This window comes from Mycoplasma sp. E35C, assembly GCF_019873825.1.
In the GTDB taxonomy this organism is placed as follows: domain Bacteria; phylum Bacillota_I; class Bacilli_A; order Mycoplasmatales; family Mycoplasmoidaceae; genus Mycoplasmoides.
Map to the genome: position 1 here is coordinate 22648 of NZ_CP068418.1, position 19863 is coordinate 42510.

The window sequence follows — 19863 nt, forward strand, 5'->3', positions numbered from 1 at the left end:
ATTTAACTATATGGCTAAAAACACATCTAATATCAACGATCGAATGACGGATAATGCTAAACAACCAGCTAACGTTCGATCGATTGTTTGAAAAGTGATTATTATTCTGCTTCTATTAGGAGCGGTTATTGGACTTATCTTATATTTTGTCTTGCCAAGAAATATAACGACAAATATCGTAACTTTTAAATACAATCAAACCAATAACGCCTTAACAGCAATTGTTCAAGGAAATGGCAGAGAATATCTGGTTGATTTACCAAAATCTTCTTTTGCTTCAACATACACAACCTTTTATAGTTTATCGGTTAATATGAATATTAATGGTAATAACACCTTTGTGGCTGTTACAAAACCATTAACTACTTCACAAAACGAAACTGTATTTAATATCTCTAACTTAGTTATTAATACAACCAGAGGTGTGGCAAGTATTGTTGATAAAACTGGTAAACCAGAAGTAATCTTTACAGCAACAAATACTTTCTTTGCATCAGGTAGTGCAACAACACTTCCAGCCGACTTTAATTTCGGATCATCTACAACTAATAATGTAGGAATTGCAACCGCTGGTGCAATCCCTGGAATTGATCGTTTATTAACGATTGGTAATGTTCCACCTGCTGATAATTCATCTGCTGTTGTAACTCAAATTATCATTGGTTTATTACCATTTATTCTATTAATCATTATCTATGTGATTATCTTTAGAAGAATGGCTAAAGGCATGGGTGGTGGTGCTGTTGGTGAAGACGGCGAAAATGTCTTTACAATTGGTAAATCACAAGCTAAACTTGCTAAATCTACTTTTAAATTCAGCGATGTTGCTGGTATTGAAGAAGAGAAAAATGAACTAATTGAATTAGTTGATTACTTAAAACGCCCAGGTAAATATGTTCAAATGGGTGCAAGAACTCCAAGAGGGGTAATCTTATATGGTCCTCCTGGAACTGGTAAAACATTACTAGCCAAAGCAGTAGCTGGTGAAGCTGGTGTTCCATTCTTCCAAGTAACAGGTTCAGCTTTTGAAGATATGTTAGTTGGGGTTGGTGCTAAACGGGTAAGAAACCTATTTGCTAAAGCTAAAAAAGCTGCTCCTTGTATTATATTTATTGATGAAATTGACTCAGTTGGTTCTAAGCGTGGTAAGTATGAAATTTCAGCAGGTTCAGTGACTGATCAAACATTAAACCAATTGTTGGCTGAAATGGATGGATTTAGTGCTCGCACAGGAATCATCGTAATGGCTGCAACTAACCGTTTAGATGTATTAGATGAAGCATTATTACGTCCTGGAAGATTTGATAGACACATTCAAGTAAACTTACCAGACATTAAAGAACGTGAATCAATCTTAAAGATTCACTCAAAAAACAAGAATATTTCTTCTAAAGTTAATTTAACAGACGTTGCAAGAAGAACGCCTGGATTTAGTGGTGCTCAACTTGAAAACGTTCTAAATGAAGCAACTTTATTAGCAGTAAGAGCTGATCGCACAAGTATTACAATTGAAGATATTGATGAAGCGATTGACCGTGTAATTGCTGGTCCTGCTAAAAAATCACGTGTGATTAGTGAATTTGAAAAGAACCAAGTAGCTCACCATGAAGCTGGTCACGCATTAGTTGGATTACACCTAGAAGGTGCTGAAGAAGTTCAAAAAATTACGATTATTCCTCGTGGTCAAGCTGGTGGTTATACTTTATCAACACCTAAGAAATCTGAACTTCAATTAAAGAAAAAATCAGACCTATTAAATATGATTGCTGGTGCTCTTGGTGGAAGAGCTTCTGAAGAATACTTCTTTGGTAAAGACGCAATTTCAACAGGTGCATCTAATGACTTCTATAAAGCAACCAATATTGCTAAAGCAATGGTTACTCAACTAGGGATGTCTGAATTAGGAATCACACAATTCTTACCATCAGAAGGTGGTATTAATCCAAACGCTAAATACTATTCAGAAAAAACAGCTGAAAGAATTGATCAAGCAATTGCTGAAATGCTTGAACGTCAATATAAAGTTGCTTATGAAATCATTAAAAACAACGAAGCAGAATTAAAATTAATTGTTGAAGCGTTGCTATTACAAGAAACAATCGTTAAGAACGAAATCGACTACATTCATGAGCACAAAAAGCTTCCTGAATCAATGCTTAAACTAAAAGCAGAACAAGAACAAAAGAAACAAGAAAAAGAACAAAAAACAGCTGAACAACCAACTCAACAATCAGCTGAGCAACCAAACCAAGAAGCAACTGAACAACAAGCTTCAAATGCTTAATAAATAATTAAATTAACAGATTAGTTCTACTAATCTGTTTTTTGTATTAATAAGATGAATACATATCGCGCTGAATTTATTAGTGTTCTGATAAGAATCATTGATAACTTTACTTATTCTGAACAATTCTTGAATTTGATTGATAAAAAAGGGTCAAATGGGAATTTTGGATATTCATTAAATCCATTTATTAATAAGATTTCATTGTTTGCCAACAACCCTGATAATGATCTTGATTTTTATCATTCACTAGTAGAAATATCAACTTATATTAAAGAAACGATCAAAACAACGTTAGGTGATATTTTGTATGATTTAATTTATCAAACTGCATTCTATCTTAAAGATAAAGAAATCAATCGCGAATACGTTATTGAAGCATTTTATCGGGCATTATTGGATTGTCAAAATAAATACAAAATGAAGATTGGTGACAAAACTTTTTTTGACATCCTATATCCATGTTTAAAATACTTATACTTAAACCAAGATAAAACCACACAACAATTAATGTATGAAATCAAATTGATTTCAGAATCAAGTTTTAATAAGTCATTATTATTAAAATCCAAAGTTGGTCGTGCTGCTTATCATGGTAAACGATCAGTTAATATGTATGATCCTGGTAGCGTTTTTGTATTTTTAGTATTGGAAGGAATTATTAAAATTTATGGTGCCTAAAATTTTAAATCCAAAAGTTAAAAGAATTGTAGTTTATACAACTTGGATCTTATTAATCATTCCACTACTTAGCACCTATTTTTTAATATCAGATACTAACTCAATCAAAACATATATCTTAATTGGTTTATATGTTGTATTGTGGTTGGCTGCAATATTACTTTATGTAATTCATTTTTTCTTACATATCAAATCTGTTAAACAACTTAATGAAAAATACCAGCTATCTGAAATCAGCGAAGGTTTAAAAAAATCCAAAGAAATTGATTTAGTTCGTATTCAAGATAATTTTTTATACAAACAAGAAATTAAAACAATAATTCACAAATCTCACAGTGAATTACAAAACCTAGATAAACGTTTTAATGAATCTAATTTTTATCAAGAATATCAAGTAGATATGAACAACAAGCAATTAAGAATTGCTTGCTTAGAATTCTGCAAGAAAAAATACTTAATCAACTACCCACATAATTATGATTGTTATTATTGAATTGAACTAGATAACATCAACGATCAAGAATTTGTTTTATTAAATAATAAAGAAAGTATTAATCCGACATTTAATGGTTTTTTAATTAAAAATTTAATTAAAAAACCTGATGCTAAATTTACTACTTATACCAAGGATAATAACTTTGATGTGCGTAGTGTTATTAAGTCTGAAATCTTGGATGATTTATTGTTCAAGAATGATAAAACTAATATCAATTTAATTAATAAAAACAATAAAACATTCTTATTAGTAAGAATGAGTTTTAATATCTTTAATCTTTATTATGGATCTGATTATTTTGATGAAAAAAAATATCATGATCTGACAATTCAAAGAATTGAGAATATTAAAAATATTATTGATTTATTTTATTCTCTTCGAGAATGTTTCAACTATCTAGAAAAATAAATAATAATTACTTATAATTAATACTAAGTCTATACTAAAGGATATATCAAAAAGACTATGAAAAGCTTTAAAGCAACTATTATTGATCCATTAGGATTACACGTAAGACCAGCCTCTGTATTATCATCTAAGATGGCTAAATATAAATCAAAAGTAACTTTAAAAGTTATTGATGGTGCTACTGCTGATGTTAAATCAATTATTAACTTAATGTCATTAGCAATTAAACAAAACACTGAAGTTGAATTGTCTGCTCAAGGAGAAGACGAAGAAGAAGCAATCAACGAACTAAGAAAAGTTCTAGAAGAAAATAAATTAATCTAGTTTTAGATTAATCTTTTTTTATTAATTATTAATGTATTAGACATTTAGATTGATTTAAAAAAATCAATCTGTTTTATTATGAAAATTCAAGAACAAACCATTAATACGATTCGCATGTTGGGAATCGAGATGATCAATAGTGCTAAATCAGGACACCCAGGCATTGTGATGTCGGCTGCTCCCATGATGTATGCTTTATTCCATGATCACTTAAATTATGATGTTAATGATTTAAATTATATTAACCGTGACCGTTTTATTTTAAGTGCTGGACATGGTAGTGCTTTGTTGTATGCAACAATGTATGTTGCTGGGTATAAGTCGTTAAATTTAAAAGATTTAAAGAATTTTAGAAAGTTCTCATCTAAAACAGCAGGACATCCAGAAACAACAATGCTTGATGGTGTTGATTTTGGAACAGGTCCATTAGGTCAGGGTGCTGCAACATCTGTTGGTTTTGCGATGGCCGAAGCCAACTTAAATGCGAGATTTAATAAAATTATTGATCACTATACATATTGTTTAATTGGTGATGGTGACTTACAAGAAGGGGTTTGTCACGAAGCATTAGCAGTAGCGGGAAGATATCAATTAAACAAACTAATTTGATTGTATGATTCTAACGATGTGCAACTAGATGGTCGTGTTAGTGATTCAACTAATTTTGATGTTGAAGCACTAGTTAAAGCTTATAGATGAAACTACATTCTTATTAAAGATGGTAATGATTATCAAGCAATTTCAGAAGCAATATCTGCTGCTAAAAAATCAGACAAACCAACTTTCATTGAAGTAAAAACCAAATTAGGTTATGGTAGCTCAGTAGAAGATAGTCCAAAAGCTCATGGTTCTCCTTTTAGTGAAGAAGAAATCAAAAAAATTAAGGCTAAATTTGAATATAATAACAAACCATTCACAGTATCAAAAGAAGTTAAAGAACACTTTAATGAACCAATAGCTAGGGGTAAAAAAGATTCTGAAGCATTCATTGATCGTTTAAGTAAAGCTAAACCAGAATTACGTGAAAAATTCATTAATCAAGTTGAAGATCAAAAGATTATTATTGATAAAAAATTAATTCAAGAATTCAATGTTGATCAAGTTGATTCAATGCGTAATTTATTTGGTAAATTCTTTAAGAAATTAACCGAAGCAAACGACAACATTTTAGTAGTTAATTGCGATCTATCTGGATCAACTAAAGTTGTTACAGCCAACAACAATAAATTTGATGTTGATAATTATGACAAACAAATGATTAATGTTGGGGTAAGAGAATTCTTAGCTGGTTGTATCGTTAATGGGATTGTTGCTCATAAAGGTTTAAAAGCTGTATCATCAACATTCATGGCTTTTAGTGATTACAACAAAGCCGCAATCAGACTTGGTGCAATCAATGCATTAGGTTCATTGTATGTTTATTCTCACGACTCATTCAGTGTTGGTGAAGATGGTCCAACTCACCAACCAATCGAACAACTATCATCATTAAGATTAATTCCTGATGTATTAGTTTATCGTCCAGCGAATTTTTATGAACTATACAATGCACTAAAAACAGCATTTGATCCTAAGAATACTAAACCAGTAATTATTTCAACTTCACGTAGTGAATTTGAACTAAACAAAGTTGATAATAAAACTTTTGATGAAGGTTATTATTTCTTACATAAAACTAAAAATCCAAAAGTAAGATTGCTAGCAACAGGATCTGATACTGGCACAGCACTTAAATTAGCCAGAATCTTTAAAAAAGATAATGTTGATATTGATGTTATTTCAGTTCCTTCATTTGAAAGATTAAAAGAAAAACTAAGTGATATTGAAGCACTGAAAGAATTCAAGAAACACAAAAATATCGTGATTGAATCAGGTGTAAGTAATATCTGATTTGAATTTGTAAATCTAGTAATTGGTGCTAATGACTTTGGAATCTCAGGAAACCCTGATGAAGTTGCCACATATTTCAGCATGGATCTAGAATCACTAGTAAAATCAATTGCAACTATTCTTAATAAAAACTACACACAACAAAAGGTTGAAGAACTAATTAAAAATGCTAATTAACTGATTTAAATTAATTTCGCCTAAAAACCGTATCTTAAAACGGGCAACAATTGCAGCTAAACAAGTTGATCTTTTAAAAGATGAAATGCGTGCTTTAAGCGATGAACAACTTTTTAATAAAACTGACTATTTTATTAATGAATTACAAAATAATAACAAAACCACGGATGACATCCTGGTTGAAGCATTTGCTGTAATTCGTGAAGCGGTTTATCGTGAAACAGGAAATTTTGCTTACTTAGTGCAATTAATTGGTGCTTATGTAGTGCATCAAGGTGATTTTAGTGAAATGATGACAGGGGAAGGAAAAACCTTAACCCTTGTGTTAGCAGCATATTTAAATATGCTTGAAAAAAAGGGTGTTCATATTGTTACGGTAAATGAATACTTAGCTGAACGTGATGCTGAACAAGCAAGAAAGATCTTTGCTCGTTTAAATATGACTGTTGGTTGTAACAAATCAAACTTAGCTCCTCACCTTAAAAAAGAAGCATTTGATTGTGATTTAACTTATACAACTAACTCAGAATTAGGTTTTGATTATCTTCGTGATAACATGGTGCATAACTACAAGGATAAAAAGATCCGTGGCTTGCACTTTGCCATTGTCGATGAAGGTGATTCAATTTTGATTGATGAAGCTAGAACACCATTAATTATTTCAGGTCAACCTAAAAAAGACTTTAAACTTTACTTTGAAGCTGATAAGTTTGTTGATTCATTAACTGATGATGATTATAAAGTTGATCTAGAAGCTAGAAGTCCTTCATTAACTGAAAAGGGTATTGATAAGGCTGAGAAGTTCTTTAAGATCAAGAACTTATTTGATTTACAAAACTCTGATCTTTACCATAAGATTGGTAATGCTTTGATGGCTAAAAAAGTCTTTGAAAATGGTAAAGAATACATTGTCAGAGATGATAAGATTTTAATCGTTGACCACTTCACTGGTCGGATCTTAGAAGGTCGTAGTTATAATGGTGGGTTACACCAAGCAGTTCAAGCTAAAGAACGTGTTCCAATTGAACCAGAAAACATTATTGTTGCTACTGTTACTTACCAATCATTCTTCAGACTTTATAAAAAACTAGCAGCCGTATCAGGGACTGCCTTAACAGAAGCTGAAGAGTTCTTGAAGATTTACAACATGGTCGTTGTGCCAGTTCCGACCAACCGTCCGATTATTCGTAAGGACTATCCAGACTATATTTTTGGTAACTTAAAAACCAAATGAGAAGCAGTTGTTGCTGAAATTGAAAAGATTCACAAAACTGGCCAACCAATCTTAGTTGGGACAGGTAGTGTTGAAGATTCTGAATTACTTCATGAAATGTTATTAGAAAAAAACATTATCCATGAAGTATTGAATGCCAAAAACCACGCTCGTGAAGCGCAAATCGTGGCTAAGGCTGGTGAAGTTGGTTCAGTAACAATTTCAACCAATATGGCAGGTCGTGGAACTGACATCAAATTAGGTCAAGGTGCCAAAGAACTTGGTGGATTATATGTAATTGGAACAGAACGTCATGAATCACGAAGAATTGATAACCAATTACGTGGTCGTAGTGGTCGTCAGGGAGATATTGGTGCTAGCCGTTTCTTCATTAGTTTTGCTGATCCATTATTCAAACGCTTTGCCCAAGATCGTATCTTAAAAGCTCAACAAAAACTAGCTTCAGATTATTTTGACTCGAAGTTCTTCTCAAGATTCTTATCAATGACGCAAAAGAAAGTTGAATCAGTTAACTTTGATATGCGTAAGAACTTGATTGACTATGACCACGTATTAGCCAACCAACGTGAATTGGTATACAAGCAACGTGACAAGATCTTATTAGCCAATGATTTAACAGAAGTTATTCAAAAAATGGCTGCTAACTTTGTTGAAGGATTTGTTGAAACCTTTAAAGACCAAGCTAACCAAACGATGGTAAACCCAGTTGAATTAGCCCTAGCAACCCAAAAACAACTACTTAAAGACGAAGAAGTATCAGCATCAGTATTCTATAACCAAACACTAACTGCTGCCAAAGAAACCTTATTGAAGCTATTAAAACAAGCGCTAGATAAAAAAATTACAACCATGACACCAATGATTGCTAATAACGTCTTTAAAGACATCATTGTGCGTCAAATTGATGATGCTTGGATTAACCACCTAGATCAAATGCACAAACTGCGTGAAGGGGTTTCATTAAGATCATTAGAACAAACTAGCCCATTGAACATTTATGTTGAAGAAGGTAAGAAGTTATTTGACAGCATGTTAAATAAGATTGCTGATGGTGTAATTTTAGCCGTTGCTTCAATCGTAAACCCTTCTGAGAACGTTGAAATCAACACCGAACAAGAACACCGCAGACTAGAAGCATTAAAACGCCTAGAAGAGATCAAGAAGATCGAAGCAATGCAATCACAAGCTAATGATGCTGAACACAAAATCAAATTAGCCTTCCCTGATCAAGATGGTAACGTTGTTGAAAAAGAAATCAACGTGCAAAACCTTGTAGAACTAGCTGATGTTAAACTAGAAGAAAACAATAACAACCAAGATCAGCAAAACAATTAATTGATTTTAAAAATTTTTCAACAAGAAGATAAAAGATAAAAAATTACCTAGTCTTAATTGACTAGGTAATTTTGTTGTTCTAATTGATTAATATTAACTAACCTTATTTAAAAAACTTATAAAAGTTTTTTATTATAAATATCATAAAAATTAGTCTATTTTTAAAAAAGTTTTAAAAAATTATTCCCTTTTATCAACCATGCTCATTAATATAAAATTTGCTTATTGCGATTAGGGCATTTATCAATATAATGTTCCATATAAGTTAATTAAAAAATCAAGAGTATGAAGAGAAAAGTTTTTAAAAAAATGGTAGGGCTGATGAGCTTAGCATCAGCAAGTGCACTGATTGCAGCAAGCTGTGGTCACAGGGCTAATAATACAGGAAAACCAGCTTTTGATCAAATAGATGATGGAAAGATTGTTGTTGCTAACACTTTCTCAACTTCAAGCACTGTATACAAAGCAATAGAAGATGTTATTAAAGAATATAACAAGCAAAAATCTGATAGTGATTACGAAGTTGTGTTACGTCCGATTGGTAGCGGATACCCAGATGGTAGCAAACAAACCAGTATTAAATTAGAAACTTCTGATACAAGTAATTTTTATAATCTAATCTTCAACTATGACAATATAGTAGCCAATTTATTGCGATACAATATGGGGCTAGCCTTTGATAAAGGTGAAAATAAAGTTGATACTAGCAAATTTGCTAAGGAATTCTTAGATTTAAACTATCAAATTGCTGGTAACACAGATCAAAGCATTTATTCATTGCCATTTACTAAATCTACAGAAGTTTTAGTAACTAACATTCCAGTTCTTTATCAATTGCTTTCTGAAGCTAAAAATAAAGGTGATTTAACGCTTGCTGAAAACACAGAAACAACTAATACTTGAACTGAATGAGAAAATAAAGCTAAGAAAAATCTAGGTAAAGCGAGTGATCAAAAGATTACATCTGAAAAAATTTCTAAGCTTTGAGGAAATTATAAATCAGTAGATGGTGGTTTGAAGGGTTATACTCTTGATTTAACTAAGGTGTTTGAAACTCACAAAGCATTATTCGAATTTGCTACTAGAATTGCTAAATCTTACCCCGATAATTTACCTACACCTAAAAAAAGGGTTCCAACAGGACCTAACGGTGTTTTAGGTATTGACTCTGGTTCAAACTATTTATATACAAGCTCATTATCACAAGTTAATGGTGATTGAAATAAATTTATTATCAGAAAATCAAATGACTCTAAATATTACGACTTCCCTGGGTTGATTAATAATGACGATAATAGACAAAGAGAGTTGGAAGAATCATACAATAATGTTAAACCATTAATTGATAGCAACGGTTTATATTTAAACAAGGGTGGGCAATATTCATCAAACTGAGAAAAATTCCATCAATTAGTATTCTTCTTAGGTTCAACCTCTGGTTATTGACAAAGTTTTGCTCCTGCGAAGGAAAATTCATCATATCGATTGGTATTCAAAACAAGTGGTGATATTAATGCGAATAATAATACTTATCAATTCCCTAACTACACTTCAGACTTATACGCTCCAACAAAAGATGAACACGACGCTGGCGCTTTAGCTGCGTTCAAATGAAGTAGTAAACGCTATGTTATTTATGAAAAAGAAAAATTAACAGAAGAATTAAAGAAAATTGAAACTAACATTTCTTTTGTAGATTCAGAACCTGCTACAGGTAATGTTTCAAAATCAGAAGCTGCGTTAAAAACTGCTTTAACTAATGTAAAGTTTAAAACTGATGTTAATGAAAAAGATAAATTAATTGGTTGAATTGGTACAAATTTTGTATTATCTTCATTTGATAAAAAAGTTCAAGAAAAAATTTATTCTGGTGGTAAATTCTATGATCCAAAACGTGAAGCTGCTTTCGTGTTAGCTAATGATGCTGATAAAGTGGCGGTTTCTAGTGAAGAAACACTTCAAGAAGATGAAGCAGACATCAGATTAGCTCCAACTAAATTTGATGAATCTAATACTAAACACATTATTACCACTCAAGGTGCTAACTTAATTGGTATTCATGCTAACGAAAACGAAGACAGAGAGACTAAGAAATTCGTTAACTGATTAATTAATGAAGGTAATGTAAAAATAGATTTTGAAGAAAATAAAAAAATTGTAAAATTTGATGGAATTCCTCTAGATTACATTATTAGAAGAGCTTCTTATCTATTACCTTCTAAAGATTATCTTAATAATGTTGATCAAACTCAAAAAACCTCTTATGAAAAAGTGGCAATTAAAGCAATCAAGAGCATTATTGATGACCCAGAAAATTATGTAGCTTACAGTGATCCTGCAGAATATAGAAGCGCTACTTTCAGAGGCAATCTCGACACATATTTTGTTGCCGCTAATGAAGAAGCTTATAATTTTGAAAAATTTATAAAAGAATTAATTAAAAATATTGACCCAATATTAAAAGAATAACTAAACGAAAAACAAAATAATTTTTCAATTATTTTGTTTTTTTAATGTTAATTATTTAGTGTTTATTTTGAAATGAAATTTAAAAAAATAATGTTATTCACTGGTTTAATTGGTGTCTTATCTCCAATTATTAGCTCATGCGGAAATAGCTCTCACAAAACAACAAATGCTGAAGTTAATAAATTAGAGTATTGAGAAGACCAAAAAAATCAATTATTAGTTCATTTACCAGATTATGAAATAGAGAATTTACAAAAAGCTCAGATTTCATATTGACGGGATGGGGATACTCCAGAAATCATTCTTTATAACGAAAAAGGGAATTTATCTGGTGCTGCTCTTGCAGTAAGAATTCAAGGGATTGATACCCCAGAAAAAACCAGAGTAGATAATAAGGATATTAAAAAAAGAGTGCCGGCTGATCAACCAGAGCTTAAGTATGCTGAGTTAGCGTCGCAAGAAGCTGAAAGTTTGTTGCCAAAAGGAACAGATGTTTGGTTTAGATCAACTGGTGGTAAAAGTTATGATCGTTTAGTTGGTACGATTTATTACGACTTTAATCCAAAAGAAAAAACCGCAAAAAACTTCTCTGCTTATATGGTTGAAAAAGGCTTAGCCATTCCGCTAATTGATAATGTTGCTGATTTATCTAATAAAAGTAATGGTTTGTTAATATCAACTAAACCAATTGCGATAGCTACTAATATAGCGGTTCTTGCTAAAAGAAATATCTGATCAGAAGATGAGAATCTTAGCGTTTCAATAACCAAAGTATACAAAATACGTGGTGCTAGCCCAAATTGAATTAATTACTTAGATCCAGACTCATCACTGTGACAAAAATATGCTGGCCGCTTCCAAAGAAGTGTTTGGGAATTTTATAAAAAAGAAGAAGCTAATAAATAAATAGAAATAAACGATGGAACCAAAATCTACATTAGAACTGCAGATTGACAATTATCAAAGCAAGTTTGAAGAATATTCAAAACAAAAATACGAAACCCCAGCAATTATTATTAAAAATTTAGTGGTTGATTTCGGTGAAACTTTAGCTTTAGATAACATTTCATTTGAAATCAAAAAAGGTAAATTAGTTACCTTTTTAGGGCCTTCAGGTTGCGGTAAAACCACAACCTTAAATGCGATTGCTGGTTTATTAACGCCAACAAGTGGTGAAATTTTATTCTCAGGAATTGATGTAACAGAAAAAGGACCTAAAGACCGTAAATTAGGATTGGTGTTTCAAAACTACGCATTATATCCGCATTTAACTGTGTATGAAAACATTGCTTTTCCACTTTATAATGACCAAGCTTGAAAAAGAAAAGTAATGTTTAAATCACAAATGGGTTTAACCAGAGCTCAAATTGTTATTTTCAAAGCTAACGGTGCTACTGATGATGAAATGAACGCTTTAATTAAAGCTGCTGAGAATTGTTATTACATTCCAATTCAAATGCAGATTGATTTAGATAACAAACAAGTTGCACTTCACAAGAGATTGAAAGAGTTGATGAGTAATCGTAATTTACTTCCGATTAAAAAACAAATTGAAATTTCAAAACTTTCAAAAAGAGTTGAAGAGGAATTAAAGTTATCTAAAACTAAATCAAGTACAGAAATAACTAAGATTAGAGAAGATTACAACAAGGCTGTTTCTGAAGTTAAAGCTCGTTATAAAGATCTAATTAAAAACAATAAAGCAGAGATCAATAAAGAAAAACAAAGAATTAAAACTTTACCTGAGTATCTAGAAGTTAAAAAGATTAAATCAAACCTTAAACGAGTTAATCGTGAATTGATTACTCACTTCAAAAATCTTAGATCAAATTTAGTTCAAAAATATACTCTTAATTTTGATAAAGTTACTCCAGAACAAAAGGTTGAATATGATAACTATATGAAACAAAATGTTTCATTAAGAGAAGCGATCAACCAAGCAGTTCTAGAAGTGGCAAATCGCGTAGAAATTACGAAAAATTTAGCAAAATTACCAACTAAATTATCAGGTGGTCAACAACAACGTGTAGCGATTGCTCGAAGTATTGTGCGTCATCCGAAAATCTTATTAATGGACGAACCACTTTCAAACCTAGATGCTAAACTTCGGGTTCAAACAAGACAATGAATTCGTTCTATCCAAACTGAGTTGAAAATAACAACAATTTTTGTAACTCACGACCAAGAAGAAGCAATGTCAATTTCAGATGAAATTGTATGTATGTCTAATGGGTTAATCCAACAAATCGGAACACCAAATGAATTGTTTAATGAACCTAAAAATGAGTTTGTTGCTAAATTCTTAGGTCTACCTGAAATGAACATCTTTACATGTTCAATTAAGGACAAAAAAATTTACTTCAAAGATAAAGAAATTTGTTCTACTGATATTGATAAAGATTATGAAGCAATCCGTGTTGGATTCAGAGATGATAATATCATCATTAAAGATGGTGGTATTAACACAGCAACTATTGAACATATTGAAAATCTAGGTAAAGTAATTATTGCTAAATGTCGTTTCAAAGACGAATTAATCAATATGAAACTGGATCATGAACATTACCAATTAGGAGATAAAGTTAGTTTTGATATCGATAAAAATAAACTTCATTATTTTGATGTAAAAACTACGAATAGAATTTAGATATGTTTTTTAAATGATTAGTTAAAAGACGGCAAAAAACTAAAAAAACCGAACTAGGTGTTCTAGACAAAAAAGTTTCACTTTGAATTCCTTTATTGTTATTATTCCCTAGTTTTATTGCTATCTTATTATTTACAATCTTTCCATTCTTCATGGTAACTGAAAAAGCGTTTTTCCCTTTAGAAGATAAAAAAGACATATTTTCTGGAACTTATTTTGGGTTTAGTGAATTTGAAAAACTTTTCAATACCCAACCGTTTATTATCGGATTAAGAAATTCGTTTTTATATTCAATAATATCATTACCACTAAGTTTACTTATTTCACTGATTATTTCAACAGCAATAGTTTTTGTTTATAACAAAATTGCTCGCGGATTTTGACAAACAATCTTTTTCTTACCTTATGTAACTTCATCAGTTGCTGTTTCTGTTGCCTTCATTTATATCTTAGATTCATCAACAGGAATCTTAAATAAAATCTTAGGAGTAAACATTGAATGATTAAATAAAAAGCAAACTGATAACTTTAATGCTCTTGGTAGTATTTTAATTTACGGGGTATGACGTAATTTGGCGTTCAATGTTTTAATCTTGTCAACAGCAATGTTATCGATTGATAAAACATTATACAAAGCAGCATCAATCGATGGTGCTAATCCAGTTACACAATTCTTTAAAATCACATTACCTTCAATTAAAAAAACAATCAATTTCTTATTGACAGTAGGAATCTTAGGTGGGTTGCAAGTATTCCCGTTAGCACTCTTCGAAAACAACCCAGATCAAGCTATCGCAAACGGTGGATCAACAATTTTAATTTATATTTTTAAAGCATTAGAAAGTGATACAGCTCTTGCTGCTGCGGCCACTGTAATTTTATTCGTATTAGGTGTTTTATACGGAACCTTCTTAAGACAATCAATCAATTTTATTGATGCACTTATTTTAAGGGTGAAAATCAAATATGTTCGGTTTAAAGCTAAAATTTAGAAATTGATTATTTAAATTCAAAATTAAGAAAAACTACGAACGAGTAGCTTTTGAAGTCAAGGATCGTAGTTGAAAAAAAACAATCTTAGGATTTATCATTAAATCCTTAATATTGTTATTTTTCGGAATGATTATTATTTTTCCGTTTTATCTAATGATTGTGGTTGGATTATCATCAGATGATTTAGTAAGAGATCCAAGATCTCCTATTTTATGACCAGATTCATGAAACTTTAATAACTTTTCACGAGTGTTAGCTGACGGTGAATATTGAATTGCTTTATTATCATCCGCTTTCATTACAGCGTTATCTGTAATTTTAAAGTTATTCTTTACAATGACTTTTGGTTATGCTTTTTCATTAAGAAAATGAAGATTTAAACGTTTGATCTGAGCATTTTATTTATCAATCTTAATTCTTCCAGAATCAGCCTTATTACTTGGACAATATAGAGTTGTTACTATACTTCAGTGAAATAAATCTGATGATGTAAAGACCCTTATTTCATTGGTAACACCATATGTTGCATCAATATTTTCTGGATATATGTTTAAAAATGCTTTTGAAGCAATTCCAGATAGAATTAAAGAATCAGCATTAATTGATGGATGTAGTGGTTTTAAATTCTTCTTTAAAGTAGCAATTCCTTTAGTCAAACCAACTATTTGAACAGTTACAATTCTGACTTCGTTTGCAGCTTGAAACTCATTCTTATGACCACGATTGTTGTTAGGCGACAAACCAGGATTATTCAGCGTCATTAACCTTTGAGTGCTAAATCAAGGATTTGACCAGTTATCAGATAAAAATTCTGCTGCACAAAGTAGTTTAGCTAACTTAAGAATGATTGCCGCTATTTTAGCAATCATACCAATGTTCATTGTTTATTTCATCTTCAGACGGCAAATTATCAACGCTGTTGGTAAACGTGGAAACAATACAATTAAAGGTTAATTATTATGCTTCGTAAAATTATTAATTTTTTCAAATATTTATTTTCTAAATTTAAATTATTTTTAATTATTTTATCAATCATAATTGGATTATTGTTTGTTGGTTTATGTGTTTATGCAGCGGTTTCCATTATTTCCGAATTATTAAATAAAGGAACGTTTTGACCTAGAGGATAAAGGAGATTTTGCATGATTAAAGGAAGTATTAAAGAAGCAGTAAAAATCATTGAAAATTACGATAATATCGTAATTTTTCACCATATTAGACCTGATGGAGATTGCTTAGGATCTCAATTTGGTTTAAGTGAATTAATTAAACTAAATTATCCACAAAAAACAGTTAAAGTTGTGGGTGATAAAAAAGAAAGTTTTCCTTTTTTAGAAATGAACCATGATCAACTTGATCATGAATGATTTAAAGATAAAAAAGTATTGGCAATCGTTGTTGATGCTAACTTTAAAGACAGAATTGAATCAAGACATTTCTTAGATGAAAATTTATTTGATGCAGTATTAAGAATTGATCACCACCCAAATGAAGATGATCTAGATGCTAAGGCTTTCTTTGTTGATTCAAGTTACATTGCAGCCGCTGAACAAATTGCTGACATTGCTTATCAAGCAAAATGAAAAGTTAATACTAATGCGGCTAATTACTTATATTTAGGTATCTATACTGACTCTGGTAGATTTTTATTTAAAAACACATCAGCCAGAACATACCAATTGGCAAGCTTTTTAGTATCAAGTGGGGCTGAAACTTTCAGAATTAACCAAGAATTAACCAAAGTAACTCTTAAAGATATGGCGTTCCAACAATATGTTTATGCCAACTATCAAACCAAAGATGATGTAATTTATTTTGTATGTTCTAAAGCAGTTCAAGAAAAATTAAATCGTAATTCAAGAGAATGTGCTAGGGTTAATATGCTAGCTAACATTGAACAATTCAGAATTTGATTATTCTTCATTGAAGAAGATGACAATAAATGAAGAATTGAATTTAGATCAAATGGCCCATCAGTTCGCACAGTGGCTGTTAAATGAGGTGGTGGAGGTCATGAAATGGCTTCTGGAGCAATCATTGAAGGCTTTGATAATATTGCTAATGTTGTATCTGATTGCTCTGACCAAATCAAAGAATATTTAAAGAATTAATAAAACAAAGAAGGCAATTAATAAAAAAGGTTCAGTATTTTTAACTGGACCTTTTATTTTGGAATTAGACTTAAACTATTGATTTAAGTTTTTAAAAACTTAATACTAGAAAATGCTAACACGCTTTTTGTTTTCTTTTCTTTATAAAGTTAAATTTTAAATATGTTGTAAATCAATATAATGTAATGCTAAATCAAATCGAACTCCAAAATATAATTGTTTAATCGAACTTGAATAACTTAATTGAATTCGATTAAGTTATTAACTCTTAATTAACTAAATTTAGAATCTGTTGGATTATATTGACTTTTATTAGAACTATATTCTAGTTCAATAGCTGATTGCTGATCAGAATTTCCAAAAGTTCAAGCATCAAATAATAATCAAACAAATTGAATGATTTCAATTGTTATCATTGTTAATTTTATTTTTTGTTATTTTTTAATAATTTATCGTTAAAAACGCACGATTTTTTATCTTTATATAATAAAAACCATAAGAAATAAATAGCAAAAAAGAAACAATAAAAATAACAAATCAAGACAAACAGATTGATTATTTTAAAAGCTAAAAAATTACCTGTTAGATTAAACAGAGTAAATGAACTAACAAATGAAATAATTAAATAAATTAAAAAAAGATATAGAAGTTTTGAGTTTTAAACATTTTTATTATTTAGAATTTTTTAAATAGTTTTTGAAGCAATCCACATTTAAAAAATCAAAAACCATTTTTTTTAAAAAATAAAGTAATAAATAAATAGAAAAAAATTTTTGATAAAAAATTAATCTTAATAAGAATGTCAAATAAGAAATTACAACTGGTTTCTAAAAATAAACCAGCAGGGCACCAACCAGAAGCTATTAAGAAATTAGTAGATGGAATTAAGAACAATAAAAAATACCAAACCCTATTAGGAGCAACAGGGACTGGTAAGACTTTTACAATTGCTAATGTGATTGAAAAAACCCAAAAAAAGACATTAGTATTAGCCCACAATAAAACACTAGCAGCACAACTATATTTGGAATTTAAAGAATTATTTCCAAACAATGCCGTTGAATATTTTGTTTCATACTTTGATTTTTATCAACCAGAAGCATACATTCCAAGAACTGATATGTATATTGAAAAAAGTTCGGTAACTAATGATGAAATCGAAATGTTGCGATTAGCAACTCTTAATTCACTAACCACAAGAAATGATGTTATTGTTGTAGCTTCTGTTGCTTGTATTTATCCAGCAGCTAATCCAGCTGATTTTGATTTATACCGAATTATTTTAAAAGTTAATAACACTTTACGACTAAGTGATTTAAAAAACAATTTAGTTAGATTAAATTACGTAAATAATCCCGTATCACAAGAGCCAGGAACATTTAGGGTTAAGGGTGATGTTGTTGAAATCTGTCCAGGGTATGTAAACGATCATATTATTCGTTTAAGTTTTTTTGGCGATGAATTAGAAGAAATTGCAAAAATCGATCCTTTAAATTCTACGGTGATGGAGCGTTATACTTCTTATGTATTAGGTCCAGCTAATGAATATATTCTTAATTTTGAAAGAAGAGATACTGCCATCCAAAGAATCCAAGAAGAATTAATGTTCCGTGTGGCTGAATTAAAAAATAATCAAAAATTATTAGAAGCTCAAAGATTAGAACAAAGAACTAACTATGACATTGATTCAATTAAAGAATTTGGTTTTTGTAATGGTATTGAAAACTATGCTTTTCATTTAGAATTACGCGATAAAGGTTCAACACCATGAACATTATTTGATTTCTTTGGTAAAGATTGATTGATGGTAATTGATGAATCTCATATGACAGTGCCACAAGTTAAGGGGATGTATAATACTGATAAATCAAGAAAAACTACATTGGTTGAATATGGTTTCAGACTGCCATCAGCACTAGAAAATAGACCATTAAATTACGATGAATTTAATAAAAAATCAGATCAAGTCATTTTCATTTCAGCTACACCAAATGAAGAAGAAATTGAATTATCAAATAATGTTATTGTTGAACAAATTGTTCGTCCAACAGGATTGCTAGATCCGATTATTGAAGTCCGTCCAAGAACTGATCAAATTTTAGATTTATTAAATGAATTAAAAATTCAAAAAGATAAAAATGAACGCACATTTATAACAGTTTTAACTATTAAGATGGCTGAAGATTTAACTGAATTTCTTAAAGAAAAAAATATCAAATGTGCCTATATTCATAATGAATTAAAAACCTTAGAACGATCATTAATTCTTAATGATCTAAGAAGAGGTAAATATGATTGTGTGATCGGTATCAATCTGTTAAGAGAAGGTCTAGATATTCCAGAAGTTTCATTGGTATGTATTTTTGATGCAGACAAGCCTGGGTATTTTAGAAGTGATAAAGCTTTAATTCAAACTATTGGTCGTGCTGCCAGAAATCAAAACGGTCGAGTTATCATGTATGCTGATGAGATGACAAAAGCAATGCAAACTGCTATTGATGAAACTAACCGTAGAAGAACTGTTCAACAAGAATTTAATAAAAAACACAACATTACACCTAAATCAATTATTAAGCCAATTCACGATGATTTAAGAAATAAAGCCGCTCATAAACAAATTGAAGAAACCATCCGTAAATCTAAGGCTAAAGGTGATAAATTTGTTAAATTAATCGAAGATTTAAGAAAAGAAATGCTTGAAGCTGCTAAGAACCAAAATTATGAAGAAGCAGCAAGTTTAAGAGATCTAATTATTGAACTAGAAACCAACCAATTATCTAAAAACCAGAAATAACAATATTAATATTGTTTTTT

14 protein-coding genes are annotated in these 19863 nt (G+C 30.4%); 13 read left to right on the forward strand and 1 reads right to left on the reverse strand.

The features are described 5' to 3' along the window. Positions 1–10: 10 nt before the first annotated feature. From ftsH to JJE79_RS00155, 12 genes are all read left to right on the forward strand, one after another. On the forward strand, positions 11–2284 hold the full coding sequence (gene ftsH, locus JJE79_RS00100) for an ATP-dependent zinc metalloprotease FtsH (protein ID WP_304618348.1): 2274 nt from the start codon (positions 11–13) through the stop codon (positions 2282–2284). A 54-nt stretch (positions 2285–2338) separates the two neighbouring features. Beyond that, complete coding sequence (locus JJE79_RS00105; protein WP_222926432.1) at positions 2339–2965, forward strand: DAK2 domain-containing protein; 627 nt, start codon at positions 2339–2341, stop codon at positions 2963–2965. Next, entirely contained in the window at positions 2955–3869 is a 915-nt protein-coding gene (locus JJE79_RS00110; RefSeq protein WP_222926433.1) for a hypothetical protein, read from the forward strand. The genes JJE79_RS00105 and JJE79_RS00110 overlap by 11 nt, the downstream gene beginning before the upstream one ends. 57 nt (positions 3870–3926) lie before the next feature. After that, on the forward strand, positions 3927–4193 hold the full coding sequence (locus JJE79_RS00115) for an HPr family phosphocarrier protein (protein WP_222926435.1): 267 nt from the start codon (positions 3927–3929) through the stop codon (positions 4191–4193). A gap of 78 nt (positions 4194–4271) precedes the next feature. Continuing rightward, on the forward strand, positions 4272–6260 hold the full coding sequence (locus JJE79_RS00120; protein WP_222926437.1) for a transketolase: 1989 nt from the start codon (positions 4272–4274) through the stop codon (positions 6258–6260). Then, positions 6250–8829: a preprotein translocase subunit SecA gene (gene secA / locus JJE79_RS00125; protein ID WP_222926439.1), complete on the forward strand. Its 2580-nt coding sequence runs from the start codon at positions 6250–6252 to the stop codon at positions 8827–8829. The genes JJE79_RS00120 and secA overlap by 11 nt, the downstream gene beginning before the upstream one ends. Positions 8830–9114: 285 nt before the next feature. Further along, positions 9115–11298 carry a P68 family surface lipoprotein gene (locus tag JJE79_RS00130; RefSeq protein ID WP_222926441.1) on the forward strand — a complete coding sequence of 728 codons (2184 nt, stop codon included), beginning with the start codon at positions 9115–9117 and terminating at the stop codon, positions 11296–11298. Between the two features lie 72 nt (positions 11299–11370). Then, a complete protein-coding gene (locus tag JJE79_RS00135) occupies positions 11371–12204 on the forward strand; it encodes a thermonuclease family protein (protein WP_222926443.1) in 834 nt (277 codons plus the stop codon). A 13-nt stretch (positions 12205–12217) separates the two neighbouring features. Next, positions 12218–13945, forward strand: coding sequence for an ABC transporter ATP-binding protein (locus JJE79_RS00140; protein WP_222926445.1), 1728 nt, complete (start codon positions 12218–12220; stop codon positions 13943–13945). Positions 13946–13947: 2 nt separating this feature from the next. Beyond that, positions 13948–14937 carry a carbohydrate ABC transporter permease gene (locus JJE79_RS00145; RefSeq protein WP_222926447.1) on the forward strand — a complete coding sequence of 330 codons (990 nt, stop codon included), beginning with the start codon at positions 13948–13950 and terminating at the stop codon, positions 14935–14937. Further along, positions 14912–15892 carry a carbohydrate ABC transporter permease gene (locus JJE79_RS00150; RefSeq protein ID WP_222926449.1) on the forward strand — a complete coding sequence of 327 codons (981 nt, stop codon included), beginning with the start codon at positions 14912–14914 and terminating at the stop codon, positions 15890–15892. Before JJE79_RS00145 ends, JJE79_RS00150 begins: the two co-directional genes overlap by 26 nt. 188 nt (positions 15893–16080) lie before the next feature. Continuing rightward, positions 16081–17049 carry a bifunctional oligoribonuclease/PAP phosphatase NrnA gene (locus JJE79_RS00155; protein WP_222926451.1) on the forward strand — a complete coding sequence of 323 codons (969 nt, stop codon included), beginning with the start codon at positions 16081–16083 and terminating at the stop codon, positions 17047–17049. Positions 17050–17321: 272 nt separating this feature from the next. Here JJE79_RS00155 and JJE79_RS00160 read toward each other — a convergent pair whose 3' ends face one another. Then, positions 17322–17465: a hypothetical protein gene (locus tag JJE79_RS00160; RefSeq protein ID WP_222926452.1), complete on the reverse strand. Its 144-nt coding sequence runs from the start codon at positions 17463–17465 to the stop codon at positions 17322–17324. A gap of 383 nt (positions 17466–17848) precedes the next feature. On the opposite strand from JJE79_RS00160, the gene uvrB reads away from it, so the two are divergent. Continuing rightward, entirely contained in the window at positions 17849–19843 is a 1995-nt protein-coding gene (gene uvrB / locus JJE79_RS00165; RefSeq protein ID WP_222926454.1) for an excinuclease ABC subunit UvrB, read from the forward strand. Positions 19844–19863: the final 20 nt, after the last annotated feature.